Source organism: Micromonospora globispora (assembly GCF_003857015.1).
Lineage (GTDB): Bacteria > Actinomycetota > Actinomycetes > Mycobacteriales > Micromonosporaceae > Micromonospora > Micromonospora globispora.
Genome location: NZ_QGGF01000374.1, coordinates 1 through 21,180, shown reverse-complemented (window position 1 = coordinate 21,180; position 21,180 = coordinate 1). Strand labels below are relative to the sequence as shown.

At 69.8% G+C, this 21,180-nt stretch carries 20 protein-coding genes and 1 tRNA gene; 11 read left to right on the top strand and 10 right to left on the bottom strand.

The genetic code is table 11. From position 1 onward, the window contains the following. Window positions 1–235 precede the first annotated feature (235 nt). Window positions 236–1,975, top strand: a complete 1,740-nt coding sequence (locus tag DKL51_RS19035) for a bifunctional metallophosphatase/5'-nucleotidase (RefSeq protein WP_109946553.1) — start codon at window positions 236–238, stop codon at window positions 1,973–1,975. 466 nt (window positions 1,976–2,441) lie between these two features. Continuing rightward, window positions 2,442–3,644: a PKD domain-containing protein gene (locus tag DKL51_RS19030; RefSeq protein WP_185734846.1), complete on the top strand. Its 1,203-nt coding sequence runs from the start codon at window positions 2,442–2,444 to the stop codon at window positions 3,642–3,644. 170 nt (window positions 3,645–3,814) lie between these two features. On the opposite strand, the gene DKL51_RS19025 is transcribed toward DKL51_RS19030, so the two are convergent. After that, complete coding sequence (locus DKL51_RS19025) at window positions 3,815–5,101, bottom strand: MFS transporter (protein ID WP_124812328.1); 1,287 nt, start codon at window positions 5,099–5,101, stop codon at window positions 3,815–3,817. Window positions 5,102–5,250: 149 nt separating this feature from the next. Here DKL51_RS19025 and DKL51_RS19020 point away from each other — a divergent pair, with 149 nt between their 5' ends. Continuing rightward, the gene (locus tag DKL51_RS19020; RefSeq protein WP_124812327.1) at window positions 5,251–5,724 is read left to right on the top strand and encodes a hypothetical protein; all 474 of its coding nucleotides are present in this window, start codon (window positions 5,251–5,253) and stop codon (window positions 5,722–5,724) included. A 35-nt stretch (window positions 5,725–5,759) separates the two neighbouring features. Here the strand turns inward: DKL51_RS19020 and DKL51_RS19015 are convergent, their stop codons facing one another. Then, on the bottom strand, window positions 5,760–6,071 hold the full coding sequence (locus DKL51_RS19015) for a response regulator transcription factor (protein ID WP_185734845.1): 312 nt from the start codon (window positions 6,069–6,071) through the stop codon (window positions 5,760–5,762). A gap of 349 nt (window positions 6,072–6,420) precedes the next feature. Here DKL51_RS19015 and DKL51_RS36475 point away from each other — a divergent pair, with 349 nt between their 5' ends. The 4 genes from DKL51_RS36475 to DKL51_RS19000 all read left to right on the top strand — a co-directional run bounded on the left by DKL51_RS36475 (window position 6,421) and on the right by DKL51_RS19000 (window position 10,037). After that, window positions 6,421–6,639, top strand: a complete 219-nt coding sequence (locus tag DKL51_RS36475) for a sigma factor (protein WP_260428580.1) — start codon at window positions 6,421–6,423, stop codon at window positions 6,637–6,639. A gap of 24 nt (window positions 6,640–6,663) precedes the next feature. Then, window positions 6,664–6,921 carry a sigma-70 family RNA polymerase sigma factor gene (locus tag DKL51_RS36470; RefSeq protein ID WP_260428579.1) on the top strand — a complete coding sequence of 86 codons (258 nt, stop codon included), beginning with the start codon at window positions 6,664–6,666 and terminating at the stop codon, window positions 6,919–6,921. Between the two features lie 717 nt (window positions 6,922–7,638). Then, window positions 7,639–8,169: a hypothetical protein gene (locus DKL51_RS19005; protein WP_124812325.1), complete on the top strand. Its 531-nt coding sequence runs from the start codon at window positions 7,639–7,641 to the stop codon at window positions 8,167–8,169. 1,256 nt (window positions 8,170–9,425) lie between these two features. Then, window positions 9,426–10,037, top strand: a complete 612-nt coding sequence (locus tag DKL51_RS19000) for a hypothetical protein (protein ID WP_260428578.1) — start codon at window positions 9,426–9,428, stop codon at window positions 10,035–10,037. A gap of 228 nt (window positions 10,038–10,265) precedes the next feature. Here the strand turns inward: DKL51_RS19000 and DKL51_RS18995 are convergent, their stop codons facing one another. Beyond that, window positions 10,266–10,679: a hypothetical protein gene (locus DKL51_RS18995; RefSeq protein WP_124812324.1), complete on the bottom strand. Its 414-nt coding sequence runs from the start codon at window positions 10,677–10,679 to the stop codon at window positions 10,266–10,268. A 366-nt stretch (window positions 10,680–11,045) separates the two neighbouring features. Here DKL51_RS18995 and DKL51_RS18990 point away from each other — a divergent pair, with 366 nt between their 5' ends. Beyond that, on the top strand, window positions 11,046–11,387 hold the full coding sequence (locus tag DKL51_RS18990) for a hypothetical protein (RefSeq protein ID WP_124812323.1): 342 nt from the start codon (window positions 11,046–11,048) through the stop codon (window positions 11,385–11,387). 657 nt (window positions 11,388–12,044) lie between these two features. On the opposite strand, the gene DKL51_RS18985 is transcribed toward DKL51_RS18990, so the two are convergent. Further along, window positions 12,045–12,563: an NUDIX domain-containing protein gene (locus DKL51_RS18985; protein ID WP_124812322.1), complete on the bottom strand. Its 519-nt coding sequence runs from the start codon at window positions 12,561–12,563 to the stop codon at window positions 12,045–12,047. Between the two features lie 320 nt (window positions 12,564–12,883). On the opposite strand from DKL51_RS18985, the gene DKL51_RS18980 reads away from it, so the two are divergent. Beyond that, window positions 12,884–13,495, top strand: coding sequence for a tyrosine-type recombinase/integrase (locus tag DKL51_RS18980; RefSeq protein WP_438819666.1), 612 nt, complete (start codon window positions 12,884–12,886; stop codon window positions 13,493–13,495). 84 nt (window positions 13,496–13,579) lie between these two features. Here DKL51_RS18980 and DKL51_RS18975 read toward each other — a convergent pair. Then, window positions 13,580–13,656, bottom strand: a tRNA-Pro gene (locus DKL51_RS18975). Window positions 13,657–13,792: 136 nt separating this feature from the next. Then, entirely contained in the window at window positions 13,793–14,686 is an 894-nt protein-coding gene (locus DKL51_RS18970) for a metallophosphoesterase (RefSeq protein WP_124812320.1), read from the bottom strand. A 25-nt stretch (window positions 14,687–14,711) separates the two neighbouring features. Here DKL51_RS18970 and DKL51_RS18965 point away from each other — a divergent pair, with 25 nt between their 5' ends. After that, window positions 14,712–15,167 carry a GatB/YqeY domain-containing protein gene (locus tag DKL51_RS18965; RefSeq protein ID WP_109948325.1) on the top strand — a complete coding sequence of 152 codons (456 nt, stop codon included), beginning with the start codon at window positions 14,712–14,714 and terminating at the stop codon, window positions 15,165–15,167. 70 nt (window positions 15,168–15,237) lie between these two features. On the opposite strand, the gene DKL51_RS18960 is transcribed toward DKL51_RS18965, so the two are convergent. Further along, window positions 15,238–17,664: a penicillin-binding protein gene (locus DKL51_RS18960; RefSeq protein WP_109948326.1), complete on the bottom strand. Its 2,427-nt coding sequence runs from the start codon at window positions 17,662–17,664 to the stop codon at window positions 15,238–15,240. A 424-nt stretch (window positions 17,665–18,088) separates the two neighbouring features. Here DKL51_RS18960 and DKL51_RS18955 point away from each other — a divergent pair, with 424 nt between their 5' ends. After that, window positions 18,089–18,409 (top strand): WhiB family transcriptional regulator, encoded by a 321-nt coding sequence (locus DKL51_RS18955; protein WP_109948327.1) that lies wholly within the window; start codon window positions 18,089–18,091, stop codon window positions 18,407–18,409. A gap of 10 nt (window positions 18,410–18,419) precedes the next feature. On the opposite strand, the gene bagB is transcribed toward DKL51_RS18955, so the two are convergent. The 3 genes from bagB to DKL51_RS18940 form a co-directional block, all read right to left on the bottom strand. Beyond that, window positions 18,420–19,571 (bottom strand): ArsA family ATPase, encoded by a 1,152-nt coding sequence (bagB, locus tag DKL51_RS18950; protein ID WP_165823302.1) that lies wholly within the window; start codon window positions 19,569–19,571, stop codon window positions 18,420–18,422. 53 nt (window positions 19,572–19,624) lie between these two features. Beyond that, a complete protein-coding gene (gene bagA / locus DKL51_RS18945; RefSeq protein WP_109948329.1) occupies window positions 19,625–20,602 on the bottom strand; it encodes an ATPase BagA in 978 nt (325 codons plus the stop codon). 26 nt (window positions 20,603–20,628) lie between these two features. Continuing rightward, on the bottom strand, window positions 20,629–21,180 hold a 552-nt coding region (locus DKL51_RS18940), incomplete at its 5' end, for an Rv0361 family membrane protein (protein ID WP_124812319.1).

The following is a 21,180-nucleotide window of genomic DNA, read 5'->3' as shown; positions in this document are numbered from 1 at the left end:
TTCACCTGCCCGTCATGTCGGACTCGTCGGGCAGATCACCACAAGTTGTCGGCCACATTCACGGTGATGTCGTGCCGCGCCAGTCGACCGATTGCGTGTCTGATGGCAAGCTTGCCCGGGCGGGGCGGCGTCCCCCGACTGCCGTCACCCCCGCTCGACCCCTGTCACGGCACGGATCAGTCGCCGGACGAACCATCGCCCGGACAGCCACGCGCCGAATCTCACGAGGAGTTCCATGTCCGTCCCCGGGATGCGCCGGGCCGCCGTCGGTCTGGCTGCACTCGCCGCGACCGCGCTCGCCATGGTCGCCGTCAACCCCAACCAGGCCGAGGCCGGTCCCAAGCCGGTCGACGTCAAGCTGCTCGCCATCAACGACTTCCACGGCAACCTGGAGCCGCCGACCGGCTCCAGCGGCACCATCGCCGGGCAGGCGGCCGGCGGTGCCGAGTACCTCGCGACCCAGCTCGCCAAGCTGCGCGGCACCACCGAGGAGGAGCAGGAGCGCACCATCACGGTCGCCGCCGGTGACCTGATCGGCGCCTCCCCGCTGCTCTCGGCCGCGTTCCACGACGAGCCGACCATCGAGGAGATGAACCTCGCCGGGCTCGAGTTCACCAGCGTCGGCAACCACGAGTTCGACGAGGGCGCCACCGAGCTGCTGCGGATGCAGAACGGCGGCTGCCACCCGGTCGACGGCTGCGCCGACGGCACTCCGTTCGACGGCGCCAAGTTCCAGTACCTCTCCGCCAACGCCTTCACCACCGCCACCGGCCAGCCGCTGCTGCCGCCGTACGGCATCAAGAATGTCGACGGGGTCAAGATCGGGTTCATCGGGATGACCCTGGAAGGCACCCCGCAGATCGTCAGCCAGCAGGGCGTCGCCGGCCTGAGCTTCGCCGACGAGGCCGACACCGCCAACAAGTACGCCCGCATCCTGCAGGCCCAGGGCGTTCAGTCCATCGTCGTGCTGCTGCACGAGGGTGGCGTGCAGAACGGCGGCGCCATCAACGACTGCACCGGCTTCAGCGGGCCGATCGTCGACATCGCCAACCGGATGGACCCGGCGATCGACGTGATCGTCAGCGGGCACACCCACGCGGCGTACAACTGCAACATCAACGGCAAGCTGGTCACCAGCGCCAGCTCCTTCGGCCGCCTGGTCACCGACATCGACCTGCAGGTCGACCGCACCACCGGTGACGTGCTCACCGCCAAGGCGAACAACGTCGTGGTCACCCGGACCGTCGCCAAGGACCCGGCCTCCACCGACCTGATCAACCGGTACAAGACCGCCCTCGGCCCGGTCGCCGACAAGGTGGTCGGCGAGACCACCCAGGCGATCACCAAGACCCAGGAGAACCTGTACCAGACCGGGGTCGACGCCAACGGCAAGCCGACGTACCAGACCGGAGAGTCGCCGCTGGGCAACCTGATCGCCGACGCGCAGCTCTACGCCACCGACGACGAGCAGGGCGCGGTCGCCGCCTTCATGAACCCCGGTGGTGTCCGCGCCGACCTCGACGCCGGCCCGGTCACCTACGCCGAGGCGTTCACGGTGCAGCCGTTCGCCAACAACCTGGTGACGCTGGACCTCACCGGTGCGCAGCTCTACTGCCTGCTGGAGCAGCAGTTCACGGTCGCCCGGGTGCTGTACGCCTCCGACACCGTGCGGTACGTGGTGGACCCGAACGGCACCACCGCGGCGGCCGGCGCCCCGTGCACCGGCACCCGAGTGGTCCGGGGCAGCCTGACCATCAACGGTGCCTCGGTCACCGACGACGCGGCCTACCGCGTCACGGTGAACAACTTCCTCTCCGGCGGCGGCGACGGCTTCAGCGTCCTCACCGGTGGCAAGAACGCCGTCACCGGCATGATCGACCTGGACGCCTTCGTGGCGTACCTGACCGCGAAGTCGCCGGTCTCCGCGCCGGCGCTGGACCGGATCCGCACCACCGCCGAGGTCGCCGCCGCCTGACGGCAGACCCCGCACGCATCGGGCCCCGGAGCACCCGCTCCGGGGTCCGATCCCGTTCCCGGCCGCGCACCCGCACGCGGCGGTCCACAACGTCCCATTCAGGCTGCTTGTCCGAGTACGCAGCCACCGATGAGCCACGTATGGACCTATGTAACGGTTTCGTTTCCTGTGCCGCCTTGCCCCATGACAGCCAGTCATTGGCACACGGGGACCAGGAGGAAAAGTGGTCAAACGCCATCTTGCACGGCTTGTGGTTGCGCTCACGGGGGTGATGGCTTTGGTTGCCGCGGGACCGACCGCGGCCTTCGCAGCACCGACGAACGACGACTTCAGCGCCGCTGTCGCGATCGACAGTCTTCCGTTCAACACGACGCTCGACACGAGCGAAGCCACGTGGGATCCGACCGATCCCGCGCAGTGCTCCAGCAACGGCTCGGTGTGGTACTCCTTCACTCCGACGTCGGACATGCGGATCAAGGCCGACACCATCGGCAGCGGCTACGACACGGTGCTGTCCGCGTGGACGGGCGACGCAGGTTCGCTCAGCCTCGTCGCCTGCAACGACGACTACAGCGGACTCCAGTCGCAGATCACCTTTGCGGCCACCGCCGGCACCACCTACTACTTCATGGTTGCCGACTGCTGTGGCAACGGTGGCGGCGGCGGTGGCTCCCTGGTGTTCTCGGTGGAGGAGATCCAGGCGGCGGTCAACGACAACTTCGCCAACGCGATCAGCATCGGGGCGCTGCCCTACTCGAACACGCAGGACTACGGCACCTCCAGCGCCGAGGCGGGTGAGCCCTCGTCCTGCTTCACCCCGGTCAACACGGTGTGGTACTCGTACACCGCCACGGCCACCGGGTCCATCACGGCCAGCACCAACTCGTACTACAGCGGCATCGCCGCCTACACGGGCTCCTCGCTCGCCAACCTGTCGCAGGTCGGGTGCCGTGGCGTCTACAGCGGGCAGGCACTGACCTTCGTGGCCGAGCAGGGCACGACCTACTACTTCCAGGTCGAGGCGAACGGGACGAGCCAGCTCACCTTCCAGCTGAAGGTCGCCCCGGACCCGATCGCCCAGTTCTACTACTCCCCGGGGGATCCCAGCTCGTACGACACCATCTCCTTCTACGGCTACTACTCCAGCGACCCGGCAGGCGCGGGCATCTCCGCCTACGCCTGGGACTTCGGCGACGGAACCACGGCGACGGGCGATTCCACCAGCCATCGGTACGCCGCCGACGGCGACTACACCGTGCAGCTGACGGTGCGGACGCCCGACGGGCGGAGTGACTCGACCTCCCAGGTCGTCCAGGTACGCACCCACGACGTCTCCATCGACCGGCTGAACGTGCCGGCGACGGCCCGGGTGGGTCAGACCATCGGCATCAACGTCTACCTCAAGAACACTCGCTACCCCGAGAACGTCCAGGTGACCCTCTACAAGAGCGTCCCGTCCGGCTTCGTCCAGGTCGGGTACTCCACCCAGCTGGTCAAGGTGTCGACCACCGGCCAGACCACCCGCTACTCGTTCAACTACACGGTGACCAGCGACGACCTGGCGGTCGGAAAGATCACCTTCAAGGCCGTCGCCCAGCTGACGGAGCACACGGACGCCCTCCCGGCGGACAACGAGTTGCTCTCGAACCCGGTCAAGGTCAGCAGCTGAGTCGGGGTCGCCGCCGCGCCATGGCGTAGCGACGACATCGGGCGGGGCTCTTGCGGCACGGGGACAGGTGAGCATCCACCTGGACCCATGGCCGCAAGGCCCCGCCCGCCTGTCTCAGCCGCGACCCGTCGCGCCGCGACTCGGCCCGGTACCCGGCGCGCAAGCGGCCCTCAGCAGGAAACCGGCTCCGGCTCCCGGACCGGAACAGGGGCCGAGCGCCCATCCTGCGCGCTGGACAGCAGCGGGCGCAGGGAGAGGGCCACCAGGGACGCGGTCAGGCAGCCGCCGACCACGACGGCGACCCAGACCTTCCCGTCGGCGGCGCCGATCAGCGGGCCGGCGGTGACCGGGCCGATGATCCCGCTGACCCCGAAGATCATCGAGCTCATCGCGTTGTACCGGCCGCGTAGCTCGTCGGTGGCGAGCGCGTTGGTCAGGGCGGGCATCACCGGCGACAGCATCGTCTCGCCGAAGCCGAAGATCGCCGCGCAGGCCACCACGCCGAGCGCGGCGACCAGGGCGTTCCCGGTACCGGTCAGGCCGGCCGCGCCCAGGACCAGCCAGGCGGTCGCGAAGACGCCGCCCACTGCGGCGAGCGCGCCGGTCCGGCTCCGCCCCTCCATCCGCCGGATCACCAGCAGCTGGGAGAGCACGATCATCACCGTGTTCCCGGCCAGCGCCCAGGCCACCACCCGCGGCGTCACCTCGGCCACCCGGATCGCGTACGCGGTGAAGCCGACCTCGATCTGCGCGTATCCGCAGGTCGTGAGGATCAGGCCGAAGATGACCAGCCGGCGGAAGGGACGGTCCCGGAGCACCGCCAGGTAGCCGCCGGCCGACGACCGTCGTTCCGTGGTCGTCGCGGAGGCGGCGAGCCGGTGTCCCACGTGCGGGAGGCTCAGCAGGATCACGCCCGGCACCAGGTAGCTCAGCGCGTCGAGCAGGTAGATCGCCTGGAAGGTGACCGGCCGGGCGGTGTCCACCACCGCGCCGGAGATCACGCCGCCGATCCCGATGCCGAGGTTGAGCAGGGCGAACTGGAGACCGAAGACCCGCTGCCGCTCGGCGTCACCGGTCAGCGAGGCGAGGATCGTGGTCTGCCCCGACCAGAGTGCCGAGCTGCCCACCGCGATCAGCGTGCTGACCGCGAAGGCGCTCAGGGTCGAGTTGACCAGGGCAAGCGAGCCGGTGCCCACGGCCTGGAGGAGCAGGCAGGGCAGCACCACCCGGCGGGCGCCGAACCGGTCGATCAGCGTGCCGCCCACCGGGGAGAGCGCCAGGGTGACCACGCCGAACCAGCCGATCACCAGGCCGGCCCGGGCGTCGGTCAGCCCGCGCACGTCGGTGAGGTAGATGAAGAGGAACGGCAGGGTGAGGCCACGCCCGATGGCTGACAGCAGGGTGCCGAGCAGGATCCGTCGGGCTTCCGGTCGGGCGGGTAGGGCGCGGCGCAGCATGGCTGGATTCTCTGCGGCGGGTACGACGACCCGCGACCGGTTTACCGCCGCCGCCGTGCAGGGACGGGCCGCCGGGTGACCAAGCACACGCGGCGCGACGGCCACAGCGGCGTCGTGGCCCTGTCGGTGCCTTCTGCCATGCTGGCTCGGTGACCGTGACGTGGCGACACCTGCCCGCACCGGCCCGCGAGATCGCGGTGGCCGCCTCGGCGGCCGTCGCCGCCGCCGGGGCGCGAAACGCTGGGGCGTACGAGCCGGCGGTCGACCGGCTCGCCGCCGCCGACCGGGCCGGCCTGGTGCTCGGCGGGGTGGTCCGGCTGCTGCTGGAGGAGACCCACCCCGACGGGCTGGACGGCGACGACGTGCGCCAGGTGCTGGAGGGCTGCGTGCGGGAGGTGGCGCCGTGGCACGCCGACGTGAATCCGCACGTGCTGCTGGTCCTGCTGGCCAGTTCCCTCGGCGTCTACGACCCGGGTGACGACGAGGCGGCACCCGGCCCGGCGGCGATCGCCCGGCACGCCCCGCTGCTCGTCGCCCACCTGCTGGCGGTCACCGGGCGGCCGCTGGAGAGCTACCTGACCGCCGCGTTCGCCGAGGTCGCCCGCACCGAACTGCACGACTAACCCAGCCGCGACGGCGGCGCTGGTCGGGAGAGCGGCTATGCCGGTGGCACGAGGCCCTGGCGGCGCGCCACCGCGGCCGCCTGCCCCCGGTTGGGCACGGCGAGCTTGACCAGCAGGGCGGAGACGTGGTGCCCGACCGTCCGCGCCGACAGCGACAGCCGCGCCCCGATCTCGGCGTCGCTCAACCCGTCGGCGAGCAGCGCCAACACCTCCAGCTGACGGGCGGTCAGCCCCGGCGCGTTGGCCGCCGTCGAGGGCCGTGGGCCGCGCGGCACCCGGGCCAGGCCGCGTTGGCGCAGCTCCGCCCGGAGCCGCCGGGCCGTCCGGGTCGCGCCGAAGCCGGCCACGATTCGCAGCGCTTCGCCTGCCGCCTCGGCGGACTAGGCACCGGTCACGCCCTCCGCTGCCCCGTGATCCACAGCGTCCGTCCCCGCCGTGCCAGAGTTGACCCGGCGGGTCGTCGGCGACTTCGTCCGGTACGGACCGTTTGCCAGATCAACTCGGTCGTCTACCACGTAGAGGGCGGTCTGATCAGGCGCTACTGGATGCAGATCGACCGAGCGGGGGTCGTCACCCACGTCCGCCGCGCCGCCGACTGACGGTAGACCCGGTGTCATTGCGCGCGGTTTCCGAATGACATCGAAATCCGTGCAACACTTCGCCCCGCTCGGACGTCCCGGGTTCGAGGAGGTGGCCATGGACGGTGCCGAACCAGCGTTCGAGGAGTTCGTCCGGGCACGGTGGACGTCACCCGTGCGCTACGGGTATGTGCTCACCGGAAGCCCGCACGACGCGGCCGACCTGGCGCAGGAGGCGTTGGCGCGGCTGGGCTCCGCGTGGCCGCGGGTGGTGCGCCGGGACAATCCCGACGCGTACGTCCGCACCACTATGGCGCGGCTGCACATCAGCTGGTAGCGGCGACTACGCCGGGAGCGGCTGATGCCCGACGTGCCGGACCGGCCGGCGATAGAGCAGATCGACGCGGCGGCGGAGCTGTGGCCGGCCCTGGCGAGCCTGCCCCGCCGGCAGCGCGCGGTCCTGGTGCTGCGCTACTACGAGCATCGAACGGACGAGGAGATCGGGGCGTTGCTGGGTATCTCCCGAGGCACCGTCCGCAGCCAGGCCTCCCGCGCTCTGGAGAAGCTGCGCTCGCACAGCGCGCAGCACCGGGAACCGACATCCGGGAGGCAGCGATGAGCAGCGATCTCGACGAACAGCTGACATGGACCCTGGCCCGGGCGGCGGAGGACGCACCGATGCCGGGCTACGACCCGCTCGGCGCGGTCCGCGGCCGGCAGCGCCGACGCCGGCGCCGCCGAGCCGGCGTCGCCGCAGTGTGCGCCGTCGCGGTGGCGACCGTCGCCGTGTTGACCGGGGTACGCGTGACCGCCCCCCAGCCCGATCCCGGACCCGAGTACGTCTTCTCACCGGACCGCATCCCCGACTTCACCGACCTGCCCAGCCCGGAGAAGGTTTGGCCGAACGCCGTGCACCGACTGCCCGCCGCGTTGCCAGACGGTTCCCGGTACACCGTGGTGGCCGTGCTCGGCGATGACCGGTACCTGGTGGCCAGGGACATCTTCAACGGAGAGGCCGCCCCGTCGGTCTTCGACACCCGCGCCGGCACGGTGACTTCGCTCAGCACGCCGGCGGTGAGCGACGGCCTGGCAAATTCCCGGGTCCTGATGGCTCGGGAGGTCAACGGGCGAGTCGTCTGGTTCGTCGAGGGCACCCGGAACAACCGGCCCGTTCGGGAGGGATTCCGGGAGGCATGGGTGACTCCGCTCGGTGGCGGCACCCCGACCCGCCTCGCGATCCTTCGGGACGGCGCCCCGGTTCAACGTGGCGGGGGACGCCATCATTTGGGACCAGGAGAGTCGGCCGAGTCGAGCCGAGGGGGGTGGTGTGCGCAGAGTGGTCCGATCCGTCTCGCTGAACGGCGGCGAGCCGGCGGACGTCCCGGACTCGGCAGGCTTCGTACTCGCCAACGTCGGACCGTGGATCACCGACCAGCTCGACGGGGGCACACGGACCAGCGGCGAGCTGCGCAATGTTGTCACCGGCCAGCGGCTGGCGTGGACCGCGAACCGCCGCATCCAGTACCTCCGCTGCGGGCCGACCTGGTGCACCGGCCGCGGATCGGTTGACCGGGTCGCGCTGCAGTCGCTGGACGGTAGCGACCTCGTCGAACTGCCCTGGACGGGTGAGCTGTCCCCGATGAATGGTGGCCGCCTGGCGGTCGGCCAGCTCGAATTCCCGACCGCGACGCTGCACCTCATCTGGGACCGGACCACCGGCAGGGCGGCAGGGGTCAAGGTACCTCGGCCTGAGGGCGGGCCGGGGTACGGCTGGAACAATCAGTTGTCGGACTGGGAGCCCGAGGTGCTGACCGTGCGGTCGTCCGACGACGAGCTCGTCGTGCTCGACCTCGGCGCAATCAGATAGTTCCCTGCCTGACCGCGGCCGGGCCCGCTGGCCGCGGTCAGGCATGTCCGCCCAACGCACAGAGGGCACCTCCGGCCGAAACTGGATGTGCCCTCTCACCTGGTCGGGGTGGCCGGATTCGAACCGACGACCTCTTCGTCCCGAACGGCCGTCAGGGCTGTCGTCCGCTATCGGCCGCTGTCGCTCGGTCGCGGTGACCCAGGGTTGGCAGCCGTCTGCGGCTCGTTGATGGGGAACCGCTGCCAGGTGTTCGCCGACTTTCTGCTGACGCGCTGCTCGAGGTCGCCGGATGTCTTGTGCAATACCTCTGCCAGGCGTGTCAGACCCGGGCTGCATGATCTAAAACCATGGCTGACCGCACTACGCCCGGCCCCGACGGGTTGATCTGGTACTCGACGCCTCGCGCCACCGTGGGCCTGGTCGTGCGCGCTGCCGTGGTCGTGGACTGCGCGCCGTACGCACGCCGTTGGGCGCTGGGGCGCGATGCTCGTCAGCTGTGGGACGCGGCAAAGCGCAGGGGCGTCGATCTCGCCTGGCTTCCCGAGATGCATCCGCCCGTATCTGACGGAACTGCGAGCAGAGGGCCAGCAACCTCGTGATCCGTAGCCTCGGCGGCACCGTCCGGATTGGTCTGTCACAGCCTTCCGTCACTGGCTCGACGCCTGCCGGCGTCCGTGCCTGTGCTCGGCGGTCCGTTGCCGATGCTGTCAATGGTTGCTGTCAGCCGTCGTCTTCGGCCTGCCCCGTGACTCCGAGGCCCTTCGGCGGCCGTCGGTCTTAGCCGATGACCCGCTGCATCACCGCTACGAGGGCGTAGACGACTCCCACCCACGCAGCCACTTGCCCGGCGCGGAAGGACGCAGTCCCGGCGTGGAGGAACCTCATCCTCGCGTGCTGCTCAGCTTCGTCGGGGTCCATAGCAATGCCTCCACGTCTCGGCGCTCCGGTTCGAGGGCTGATCCTGCATGATCCGCCCGGCGAAATGAACCCGCTGATCGCCCTGAGCCGCCCCGCCATTCTGGGTGGAAAGCCTCAGTTTGGAAGAGCGGGCTCAAGCGGTCGTGACGCCCGAAACGCCTGCGGGCGGTGGCCAGCCCGGTTGCGTCTCGTGCCCGCTCGTGCCCGCTGCGCGCCACGGTCACTGGCCCACGGATGGCCCATGCCGGGCCTTGGGGTTAGAAGAAGATCACGGATGGCTGGTTGTCTGGTGATCGCATGGTTCACTGTCGCGCATGACGGGGCGAAGGACCGGGCTGGTGTTGGCGGTCATCCTGGCGGTGGTGGCCTTCGTTGGCTGGCGCTGGTGGCACAACCGCCCGCCGTACGGCCCGGAAGCGTTGGCCATCAAGTCCTCACTTCAGTTCATCGGCCACGAGGAGGCTCAGGCCGCGCTCGGCGACAAGGTAAACGCCCCGGTGTCGGACGGACGCGACCAGTTGGTGCTCGGGCGGGTTTCTTGGCAGGCCCCGCCCAAGCCACTCGATGGCGGATACTTCGCGATCTTTCTCATTGACAAGCGCACCAACCTCAAGCCGGGGAGCTTCAGCGCGTCGTCGCCACTGCAGGAGGCTGTCGGCCTCGGGAGCGCCGGAGTCGAGAACAAGATCGCCGAGCGCTATTCCTGGCTGAAGGGCGCAGGCGACGTCATAGAGGGAAACAGCTGGTGGAGCTACGGCTCCAGACTGGCCGTGTCCGACGGGGACGCTTCGCCGCTAACGTTCGTTGCGGCCTTTCCGTATGTGGAGGGGCCGCTACGGACGGTGGTCCACGTGCCCACTGCCCCGGTTGCGATGTCGGACCTGCTGTTGGCCCTGGTCTATATGGGGCCGGACGGGCAGGTGTACTGGGCGCAGCGGCTCCAAGGCTAGGTAGCGGATCTCCTCGTCGGGCAGTCGTAGACCGTCCGGCCTCCCCGGGTGGGGACAAGGTGGAGCGCCCTACCGGACGAACGACCTTGGCCCCGCCCGGGGAGGCTGGTAGCCCTTGTGGTGCCCGACGAGGGGATCCGCCCCGGCTGATCTCTGAGGAGGGTCGGGGTTCGGGGCGGAGCCGAGAGGTCTTCTAAGCGTGTTTGAGACGGAGTCCGAGTCCGACGCTCAGCCGAAGCACCGAACGGTTACGGCGATGTCGGGAGCAGGGTCGTAGTCCTCCGGGTGGATGACCCCCAGCTCGACCCGCCTTCGGTCCGAGCGCACGGGGTCGTCCTGCTGCCCGGACAGGCAGCTGGGATAGCCCCCGAGGTGCCGACCACCGTTCGCGTCGATCCAGTACTCACCAACGACGGAGTAAGACCTGGTCGGCTCGTCGCCGTCGGCGTCAAACCAGATTGTGCTGGTTTCCTGGTTCGACCAGGTCACCGTGCCTGTGATTCGTTTGGGTGTCACGGTGTGGTCGGGTAGCAGCCGTCCGAGAGCGAAGCCGGTCACGAGCCCCAGCGCGACGAGCAGGACGAGCTGTAGGCGCCGGGGATGCTGCCCGATCAAGCGTCGGATGGAACTCCACTGCGACATGCGGCGTACGGTACCGACTCCCACAGGAGGGCCAACTCCTGCAACCGTCCGCCCGAGACCTGGCCGTTTAGAGATCAAGCGGCTAGGAGCACCTTTCCGAACACGCAGTAGGTCCTGGTCGTCCCCAAGCGTGGCCGGCCGGCCCGGCCGGCCCGGCCCGCTTTGCGGGCCGCCTTGATCCATAAGAGAACAATTCGGCAGTGCGCGGGCCTCGTGAGCGTGTCCCCTCGGCAGCGCCCTCCGTCGACTGATACGCGACAGTCGTCCGGCAACTGATATGCGACACCCTCAGCGCGCTGATCGCGCAATGAGCGGACGTTTAGCGACTCGTGGCCATACAGCGCGGGCGAGCCATAACCTGCACCCATGACGCCTGGAGCGGTACGAGCCAATGCCCTTCGTTGGGCCGACGACGCGTTCCCAGGGTGGGTCGAGGTTAGCCTGGTGGATTCCATAGGCAGGGATCACCGCATCGTCGAGAAGGTGCCGGTCCTAACGACGCAGGGCATCCGCGCGGCCAACACGTTCCCAATGGAACTGTGGTTGGACGTACAAGTGGACCGCCTCGACGCCGGGACGGCCACCGTTACGCTCCAGCACGGCGTGGAAACAGTCGACGGCGCGCAGCGCATCACCGTTACGAGCGCAGATGTCCGCATGACCCGAGAGTCGAAGGGACCGGCTCACCAGGGCAGATGCGGATATTAGAGGTTGTTGCGCTCTCGTTTGCGGCGACGCCCAAAGAGCTGGATCGCCGTGCCACCGCCCACCACGAGCACGCCGATCAAGAACGACAGCCAGCGGGGCGCGGACTCGGAATCAGGGCCTGCGACGAGGGCCAGACCTACTCCGACGCACACTCCGAGGACGACGGAAACCAGAACAATGAACCACCACGGGGTGATCCACGCTCCTGTCGGGTCTGTCCTCTCCGCCATGGACAAAGGATGACACCCCCTGATGGATCCTTGCCCATCGCACAAGCGGATCGCGGCTAGAAGCGGACGTTGTGCTCTCCGCCAAGCGTGGATAGTTATGCAGGCGCTACGGCGGTAGAGCAGGCGCTGCTGCACGATCATCTGTGCCGAGTTGCGGTCAAAGCCGCCGTGGGAGTTAACCAAGCCATGGCCACGGCGATGAGGTCGCGGTCGCATCGCCGGGTACCGCCCATCAACCCTTGGAACCCTGAGGTGTTGTCTGCGGGCACTGGCTCCCTGAGCGGGTCGGGTGCCGCCAGCCGTCCTGCCCGCCTCCCGATGCCCGTCGGACCTGCACGCCGCGCGCGGAGATTCGCCTGATTGTCCGGCAGCCTCGTGTCTTTGGTGCGTCTGGCGGGTACAGCGGACCTATAAGTGCCCAGGGAGATCACAGGCCGAGCATCACTGGCGTGCCCGGGATGTCACCGGCGATCAGCGCCGCCAGCGGTGCGGCGATGTCACGGGGTGAGAACAGGTCGGTTCCGCCGTATTCGGCGATGTCTCCGTGCCGCCACCATCGCATCCCGCTGATGTGCTCGGCGGCGAGGTCGTCATCGGACAGCGCGCCGCGGGGATCAAAGCGCGTGGTGCGGACGAGGAAGTAGTCGTTGACCAACCCGTCGTAGCCGTCCGCATGGCCGGGAGCGGCGACCTCCTGGTGCCAGACGTGAGGCGGGTCGGCGTCAATGACAAGCCCCGTCTCCTCGTGCAGCTCCCGGCGCAGTGCCGCCAGCGGCAGTTCACCGGGCTCGATGCCGCCGCCGGGGGCCGCCCATACGACCGTTGCGCCCGTCGGTACAGCTGGATGCGGGAAGCTGAAGCGGCACAGCAGGACACGGTCATCATCGGCCAGGATGACCGCCCGGACGGCACGTCTTAGCCTCGCCGTGGCAGGCGTCTCGTTCATATACAGATGATCAGGGCGCCAGCGGCCGGGCCGCAAGCCGGTCATGGTCACTTGTATTCGGCGTTCCGCGCGCGTCCGCAGGCGCGGGCCGTCCTCGCGTTGGCCGTACGCGACCGGGTCATCGGGGAGAACCCGGCCGATGGCGTGCGGCTCCCTAGGCGCCGACGGACCGACGCCGACGAGCAGGTCATCACACGTGAGGCGTTCGCGGCAACCTCCTGCCGGAGATCCCAGAGCGATACCGGGCCCTCGTCGGGCTCGCCGGCGGCGCTGGTCTGCGGTGGGGGGAGTGCGTCGGCCTGACCTGGGACGCGATCGACTTGGCCAAGGCCAGCGTCCGCGTCGGCCGGGTCGGCATCGAGGTCGCCGGACACGTGACCTTCAAGCCCTACCCGAAGACACGGGCTGGCCGCCGAGTTGTGCCCTTGCCGCCGTTCGTGGTCAAGCTGCTGCGGGCGCACCGCGAGCTCGTGACGCCCGGCCCGGCGGGGGAGGTGTTCACCAACGAGGCCGGCGGCCCGCTGCGTCGCACGGTCTTCCGGGCCTGGATCTGGCGACCGGCGCTCGTGCGGGCGGGTCTGCTCGGCAAGGTCGTCCAGGCCGGGCCCAGGGTGTGGCGGGCGACCTGGCGCGACCGGGACGGCAACGAGGTGATCGAGGAGTTCCCGAACCGCCGGGTGGCGCGGGCTCGCCTCTCGCGCATGGCCCAGGCCGGGCTTCGATTCCATGATCTGCGGCACTCGTACGCGACCTGGCTGGTGTCGGACGGCGTACCGATCAACGACGTGGCCCGGGTCATGGGGCACGAGCAGATCTCAACCACGCTGGACCGGTACACGCACGCCTTCGGGGCCGGCGCGGAGAAGGTTAGGGACTCGTTCGCTGACTTTCCGCTGACTTTCGAGGCTGACGAGGACGAAAGCGGCCCCTAGCCGACGGCCAGAGCCGATGGAGGAACATCACCGGGGCACAACAAAAGGCCAGGTGAGAGCTTGTCTCACCTGGCCTTTTACCTCTGGTCGGGGTGGCCGGATTCGAACCGACGACCTCTTCGTCCCGAACGAAGCGCGCTACCAAGCTGCGCCACACCCCGAGGCGTGCCGACAAATAGTAGCCCACCCGGTCCGGGGGTCAAACTCGGTACCCCCACCCCTCCGAGCCGGTTCCCGCGCTGGCCGGGGAGCCGAGCGGTGCGGGCGGTCCGCGGTGTGACCGCCCTCACCGTTCGGTCAGCGAGGGATCAGCGTGAGCACGCTCGCCTCCGGCGGGCAGGCGAAGCGCACCGGCGCGGTCGGGTGCGTGCCGAGGCCGGCGGAGACGTGCAGCCAGGAGTCGGATCCGGGCCAGCGGTGCAGCCCGCGGGCCATCGACCGGGGCAGCCCGCAGTTGGTCACCAGCGCGCCGTAGCCGGGCACGCAGACCTGCCCGCCGTGGGTGTGCCCGGCGAGCAGCAGGCCGAAGCCGTCCGCCGCCATCTGGTCGAGCACGTTCGGCTCGGGGGAGTGCGCCAGGGCGATGGCGAGGTCGGCGGACTCGGAGACCGGGCCGGCCACCGAGGGGTAGTCGTCCCGCTCGATGTGCGGATCGTCGACGCCGACCAGTTCGACCTCCCGGCCGCCGGCCTTGATCGTGGTCCGGGTGTTGTTGAGGTCGACCCAGCCGGCGCCGGTGAAGACGTCCCGCAGCTCCTCGTACGGCAGCTCGACGCCCTCGCGGTACTCCCGGTCCGGCAGGAAGTAGGTGAACGGGTTCTTCCAGACCGGCCCGGTGTAGTCGTTGGAGCCGAAGACGAAGGCGCCCGGGTAGTCCAGCAGCGGCTGCAGGGCCCGGAGCACGCCCGGGACGGCGCGGGGGTCGCCCATGTTGTCCCCGGTCACCACGACCAGATCCGGGTCGAGGGCGGCCAGCGAGGCCACCCAGTCCTGCTTGCGCCGCTGGTCGGGTGTCATGTGCAGGTCCGACAGGTGCAGCACGCGCAGCGGTTCGGCGTCGGCCGGGAGCACCGGCACGTCGTACCGGCGCAGGGTGAACATGTTGCGCTCGATGAGCGACGCGTACGCCAGGGTGGCGGCGCCGACGGCGACGGTCCCGGCGGCAAGCCGGAATAGTGTGCGCTTTCGCATGGCGTTCAGGGTAGTTTGACCGTCCATGAGCACGCTGAAGGACCATCTCACCGCCGACATGCGCGCCGCCCTCAAGGCGCGCGACGAGCTGACCACCTCGACCCTGCGGATGGCGCTCGCCGCCGTCGGCAACGCCGAGGTCGCCGGCAAGGCCAAGCGCGAGCTCACCGACGACGAGGTGCTCGCGGTGCTGACCAAGGAGGCGAAGAAGCGGCGGGAGGCCGCTACCGCCTTCGCCGACGCGGGCCGCGCCGAGCAGGCGAGCAAGGAGACCGCCGAGGGTGAGGTGCTGGAGCGATACCTGCCGAAGCAGCTCTCCGACGACGAGCTGTCCGAGCTGGTCGCGGGGGCGCTCGCCGCGGGCGGCTTCACCGGCAAGGCCCAGATGGGCCCGGCCATGAAGGCGGCCCAGGGCGCGGTGGCCGGGCGGGCCGAGGGAGGCCGGGTCGCCGCCGAGGTACGCCGCCAGCTCGGCCTCTGACCCGGCTCCGGTCGGATCTACGAGAAACGGGCGGGCCCCCGCGAGGGTGCCCGCCCGTTCGTGTCACTCGTCAGCGCCGTCCGGGTCGAGTGGGCGGGGGCGGGAGCGTCGGGCCGGGCAGCGTGGTGTCGCCCGGCTTCTTGCCGCTGCCGGAGCTGACCTCGATGGTCACCACGCCGCCCTTGATGGTCCGGCCGTCCGGGCTGGTGCCGGCGGCGGTGCCCGCCGGGCAGTCGGACGGCACCTTGGTGTCGGAGACCACCGGCTCGAATCCGGCTTCCCGGAGCCGGGACTTCGCCTCGTCAATGGACTTGCAGGTCACGCTCGGAATGGACCGCTGGTCGCCCTCGATGATCTTGCCGCTGGGCGGGGTGAAGTCGATCCGCTCCTTGCCCTTCATCGCATAGGCGAGCGTGTTGTACACGGCCGGGTTGATGCCGGTGGGGATGTCGTGGCCCATCTTCTGGGTGGTCTGCGGCCAGTCCGGGTCCGCCTCGATGCCGGCCACCGCGTACTGCTTGGTCATCGCGACCAGCGCGGAGGTCTTGTCCGAGTCGGTGGTGCCGGACTTGCCGGCCACCGGGGCCTTGACGATCCCGTGGACGTTGCCCGCGGTGGCGCCGGCGCACTTCGAGGTGGCGGACCGGTCACCGACCGGGCAGCGGGCGGCGTCCACGGCGGCGCGGGCCACCTGGGTGCTGATTCGCTGCTCGCAGCGCGGGTTGGCGATGTCGAGCTTGTCGCCGTCCGGGCCGCGGATCTCCTGGACGGGGATCGGCTCGCAGTACTTGCCGTCGGCGGCCAGGGTGGCGTACGCGTTGGCCAACTCCAGCGGCGTGGTCTGCGAGACGCCGAGGCTGAACGCACCCCACTGGTGGGCGGCGTCCTTGTCGTCGGCGAACCGGGCGTCCGACGGCGCCCGGAAGGTGATGCCGAGCTTCTGCGCCACCTTCACCACGTTCTCCGCGCCGACCTGCTGCTGAAGCGGGATGAAGTAGGTGTTGACCGACTTTCCGAACGCGGTCCACATGTTTTGCACGCCGGTCATGGAGGCCGCGGCGTTCTTCGGGCAGTAGAAGTGCGTGCCCGGGCAGGCCGCCGGCGAGTTGTTCTCGACGATGTACTCGGACTTGAAGACCGGCTGCGCGTTGATGGTGTAGCTGAGCGGGATGCCCTTCTCCAGCGCCGCCACCATCGCGAACATCTTGAACGTCGACCCGGCCTGGTAGCCGGTGATCCCGCCACCGCCGGTGACCAGCGGATTGACCGTGTTCGGGTAGTTGCCCCGGATGCCCTTCTTGGCCTTCTTCGGGTCGCTGGAGATCTTGTTCTGCGGGTTCTTCGGATCGTCGATCTTGAAGTTCCGGTTCACCGCGATGGCCCGCACCTTGCCGGTACCGGGCTCGATCACCGCGACCATCCGGGCCGCCTTGCTGGTCTCTTGCAGGTGGTTGCGGACGGCCTTGTCGGCGCCCATCTGCGCCTGCACATCCATCGTGGTGGTGATGGTGTAGCCACCGCTCTTCAGCCGGCGCTCCCGGTCGTACGACGTCGAGCCGAACGTCCCCTGCTGCATCCACCACCGATAGAAGTAGTCGCAGAAGAAGCCCCAGGTCCGCTTGTTGGTGGCGACGCAGCCGTTCGGGGTGCGCTTGTCCAGCACCTTCAGCGGGATCTTCTTGGCCTGGTCGGCCTGTGCCTGGGTGATCGCGCCGATGTCGACCATGTTCTGGATGACGTAGTCCCGCCGGGCCACCGCCTCGGGGTAGCCGGCCTTGGTGGTGGGGTCGAACGCTGTCGGCGCCTTGACCATGCCGGCGAGCATGGCCGACTGCTGGATGTCGAGTTCGCTCGGCTTCTTGCCGAAGTAGACCTGGCTGGCGGCGAAGATGCCGTACGCGCCGTTGCCGAAGGCGGCGATGTTCAGGTAGCGCTCCAGGATCTCGTCCTTGGTGAGCTCCTTGTCGATCTGGAGCGCGTAGCGCATCTCGCGAAGCTTGCGGGCGCTGGTGTCCTCGGTCGCGGCGACCACGTCGGCCGGGTGCGTCGCCGAGTACGAGATGGCCAGCCGGACGTACTGCATGGTGAGCGTCGACGCGCCCTGTCGCGAGGCCCCCGCCTGGTTGTTGACGAACGCCCGGGCGACGCCGTTGAGGTCCACGCCGTTGTGCTTGTAGAAGTCGTGGTCCTCGGCCGCGATGATCGCCTTCTGCATCAAGGGCGAGACGTCCTTGAGCTTGACGTCCTTGCGGTTCTCGTCGTACATCGTGGCGAGCGGGGTCTTGCCGTCCGAGGCGAGCAGGTAGCTGATCTGCGGCGACCGGGCCACCGTCAGCTCCTTGGGCAGTGCGCCGAAGGTCTCGGCGCCCGCCTTCGCGGCCAGCCCGGACATCGCCACCGCGGGGAAGGCCGCCGCCGCGACCACCACGCCGGCCAACAGGCCACAGATCAGCAGCGATGCGGCGTTGGTCAGCACATTGTGGTCACGTTTCCGCATCCAGGTCACCTCGACAGGGTACGCGAGTAGGGAACGAGGGGCGCTGGGGCATTCTCCCCATTTCCTGCGCGCGCAGCCCTCGTTGTGCTAGACGCACGTGCCCTGGTGCGCGGTTGCGTGAACCTGGCGATGAGTCTCCTCCGAACGGGTGAGTGGCGCAGCGTTTTCACCGACTCCGGCCGGGTAGACGGCGGGCGAACGCCCGGCTGGCCGGGACTGTCCGGAATGATGGATTTCGCCGACAACGTTGCGTAATCAGGTGACTACAGAGCATGATGGTTCGCGGCGACAGAGCCAGCGTCGTCCGTGCCTTTCTGGGGGGAAGTCCGCGAACTTCCCGAGGACGGACGGGCTGGACGGCCGGGGGGAATCGACGGCTGGGTCGCACGAGGTCGGTAGGTACTGCAAGGGGGGACGTGCACAAATGGGCATGATCACTGACTGGCCGTCACTGGCGGCATGTCAGAACGGGGACCCGGACGCGTTGTTCGTACAGGGCGCCGAACAGAACGTGGCGAAGAGGATCTGCCGGAGCTGCCCAGTTCGGTACGAGTGCCTGGCCGACGCGCTCGACAACCGGATCGAGTTCGGTGTGTGGGGTGGCATGACCGAACGCGAGCGGCGGGCGTTGCTCCGCCGTCATCCGCAGGTGACGAGCTGGCGCAAGATGTTCGAGGCGGCCATGAAGAAAAACGCGAAGGAGAAGGCCGGCAAGGACAAGGTGCTGGTCACCACCGCCGGCTGAGGGGCGGGCCTCACGGCCGGCTGATCGCCTCGCCGATCGTCCGCAGCCCGTCGACGTCATGGACGTCGGCGGGCTGCGCCGTCACCGACGCGGCCGGCACGGTCGGGAACGCCTCGGTGAACCGGGCCGCCACCCGCTGCTCGCGTACCGCCTGCTGGACCAGGGCGGCGTGGGCCCGCAGCACGTCGACCGTCCCCTCGTGCCCGCCGAGGGCGGCCAATCGCTCCGCGGCGGCCAGGCTCTCCGCCGCGTCCGGCGACTCCACGGCCGGCCGGTGCACCCGGTTGAGCACCAGACCGGCCAGCGGCATCCGCTCCTCGCCCAGCCGCCCGGCGAAGTAGGCCGCCTCCCGGACCGCGTCCGGCTCCGGCGCCGCCACCAGCAGGAACGCCGTCTCCCGCGCCTGCAGGATGCGGTACGTCTGCTCGGCCCGCTGCCGGAAGCCGCCGAACATCGAGTCCAGCGCGGCGACGAAGCCGGAGAGGTCGGTGAGCAGCTGCGCGCCGAGGATCTTCTGCACCACCTTGGAGAACATCCCGAAGCTGGCGGTGACGAAGCTGAACATGCTCCGCCCACCGGTACGCGCCGGCGCCAGCAGCAGCCGCAGCATCCGGCCGTCAAGGAAGCGGGAGAGGCGGGCCGGGGCGTCGAGGAAGTCCAGCGCCGAGCGCGACGGCGGGGTGTCCACCACGATCAGGTCCCACTCGCCCCGCGCGTGCAGCTGGCCGAGCTTCTCCATCGCCATGTACTCCTGCGTACCGGCGAAGGTAGAGCTCATCGCCTGGTAGAAGGGGTTGGCGAAGATCTCCGCCGCCTTCGCCGGATCGGTGTGCTGAAGCACCACGTCGTCGAAGGTGCGCTTCATGTCGAGCATCATGGCGTGCAGCTCGCCGCCGCTGGCCTCGACGTCGATGCCCTTGACCTGGCGGGGGGTGTTGTCCAGCTCGGTCAGGCCGAGCGACTGGGCCAGCCGCCGGGCCGGGTCGATGGTGAGCACCACCGTCCGCCGGCCGTGCTGTTCGGCGGCCCGCAGCGCCAGCGCCGCCGCGGTCGTCGTCTTGCCGACTCCGCCCGCCCCGCAACAGACCACGATCCGTACGCCGGGGTCGGCGAGGATCTGGTCGATGTTCAGCGGTGGCGCCGCGTCTTCGGAAGGCACCAATCGAGCGTATCGGGCTGGCGACGGCTCTGCTCCGTGCCCGCGGCAGGTGTGAGTCAATCCGCCCGGACCAGCGCCTCCGCCAGCGTCTCCAGCCCGGCCCGGTCCACCCCGTCGGGCAGCAGCGGCAGCTCGATCATCGGCCGCTCCAGGTCCAGCAGGTCCGCCCGGAGCGAGTCCTCCAACTCCCGGCGGATGACCTGATCCCGGGCCTCCTCGGCGAGCCCGGCGACGGTCTTCCGGTCGGCCGACAGCCCCGCGGCGAGCAGCCCCTGCTTCAGCTCGGCCTCGGTCACCGCCGGACCCGCGGGCAGCGGCGGCCGAGCGCCGTTGACGATCACCCGGCCCACCGGGAAGCCGAGCTGAGTCAGCTCGGCGATCGCGTCCACCGTCTCCTGGACCGGCATCTCCTCCAGCAGCGTCACCACGTGCACCGCGGTCATCGGGGAGCGCAGCAGCGCGGAGACGCCCTCGCTCTGGGTCTTGATCGGGCCGACCTTGGCCAGTCGGGCGGTCTCCGCGGTGACGTTCAGGAACCGGCCGATCCGCCCGGTGGGCGGCGCGTCCAGCACCACCGCGTCGTACGTCCGGCGCTGCCCGCTGGTGCGGGTGGTCGCCTCCTTCACCTTGCCGGTGAGCAGGACGTCGCGCAGGCCGGGCGCGATGGTGGTGGCGAAGTCGATCGCGCCGAGCTTGCGCAGCGCCCGGCCGGCCGCGCCGAGCTTGTAGAACATGTCCAGGTACTCGAGCAGGGCCTCCTCGGCGTCCACCGCCAGGGCCCGGACCTCGCCGCCGCCGGGCGCGTCGGTCAGGTGGCGCTCCTCGTACGGCAGCGGGTCGGTGCCGAAGAGCTGGGCGATGCCCTGCCGCCCCTCCACCTCGACCAGCAGGGTGCGCCGACCGCCGGCGGCCAGCCCGAGGGCCAGCGCCGCGGCCACGCTCGTCTTGCCCGTGCCGCCCTTGCCGGTGACCACGTGGAGGCGGGCCGGCCATTCCGTGCCGGCGGGGTCGGCCGGCTGCTCAGCTGCTCGCACCCGTCGAGCCTATCCAGCCGCCGGGCTCAGGCGACCTCGCAGACCCACCAACCCGTCTTCTGCACCACCGTGAACCGCAGTTCCTGGTCGGCCACCTTCTCGTCGGAGGTGGTCATGGTGACCTTGGTGGTGACCGTGGCCCGGTCGCCGGTCTGGTTGTCCACCTTCGGCGTCGTCCACCGGAACCGCGGGTTCTGGTACTCGGAGGCGTACTTCTGCACCTCGGCGACCTTGGCGGCGATCTTCTTGTCGTCCCGGGCGGCGGAGCAGACGAAGGTGGCCGCCTTCTTCGCGTCCCGGTCCTTGTAGACGGCGGTGAGGAAGCCGTCCACCGCGACCGTCGGCTCCTTGGCGCCCTGGCCGTCCTCCGCGTTGCGCAGCGTCAGGAAGGCCGCCGTGCCGCCACCGCCGCAGAGCAGGATGGCCGCCGCCAGCACGATGGAAGCGATCAGCAGGCCGCGCCGCTTCTTCGGCGGCGTCGGGCTCTGCTGCGGCGGGTAGCCCGCGGCCGGAAAGGCCCCGGGGGCCGGGCTGCCGGCCGGCGGAGGGTAGGCGCCAGGCGGCGGCGGAGGGAAGGC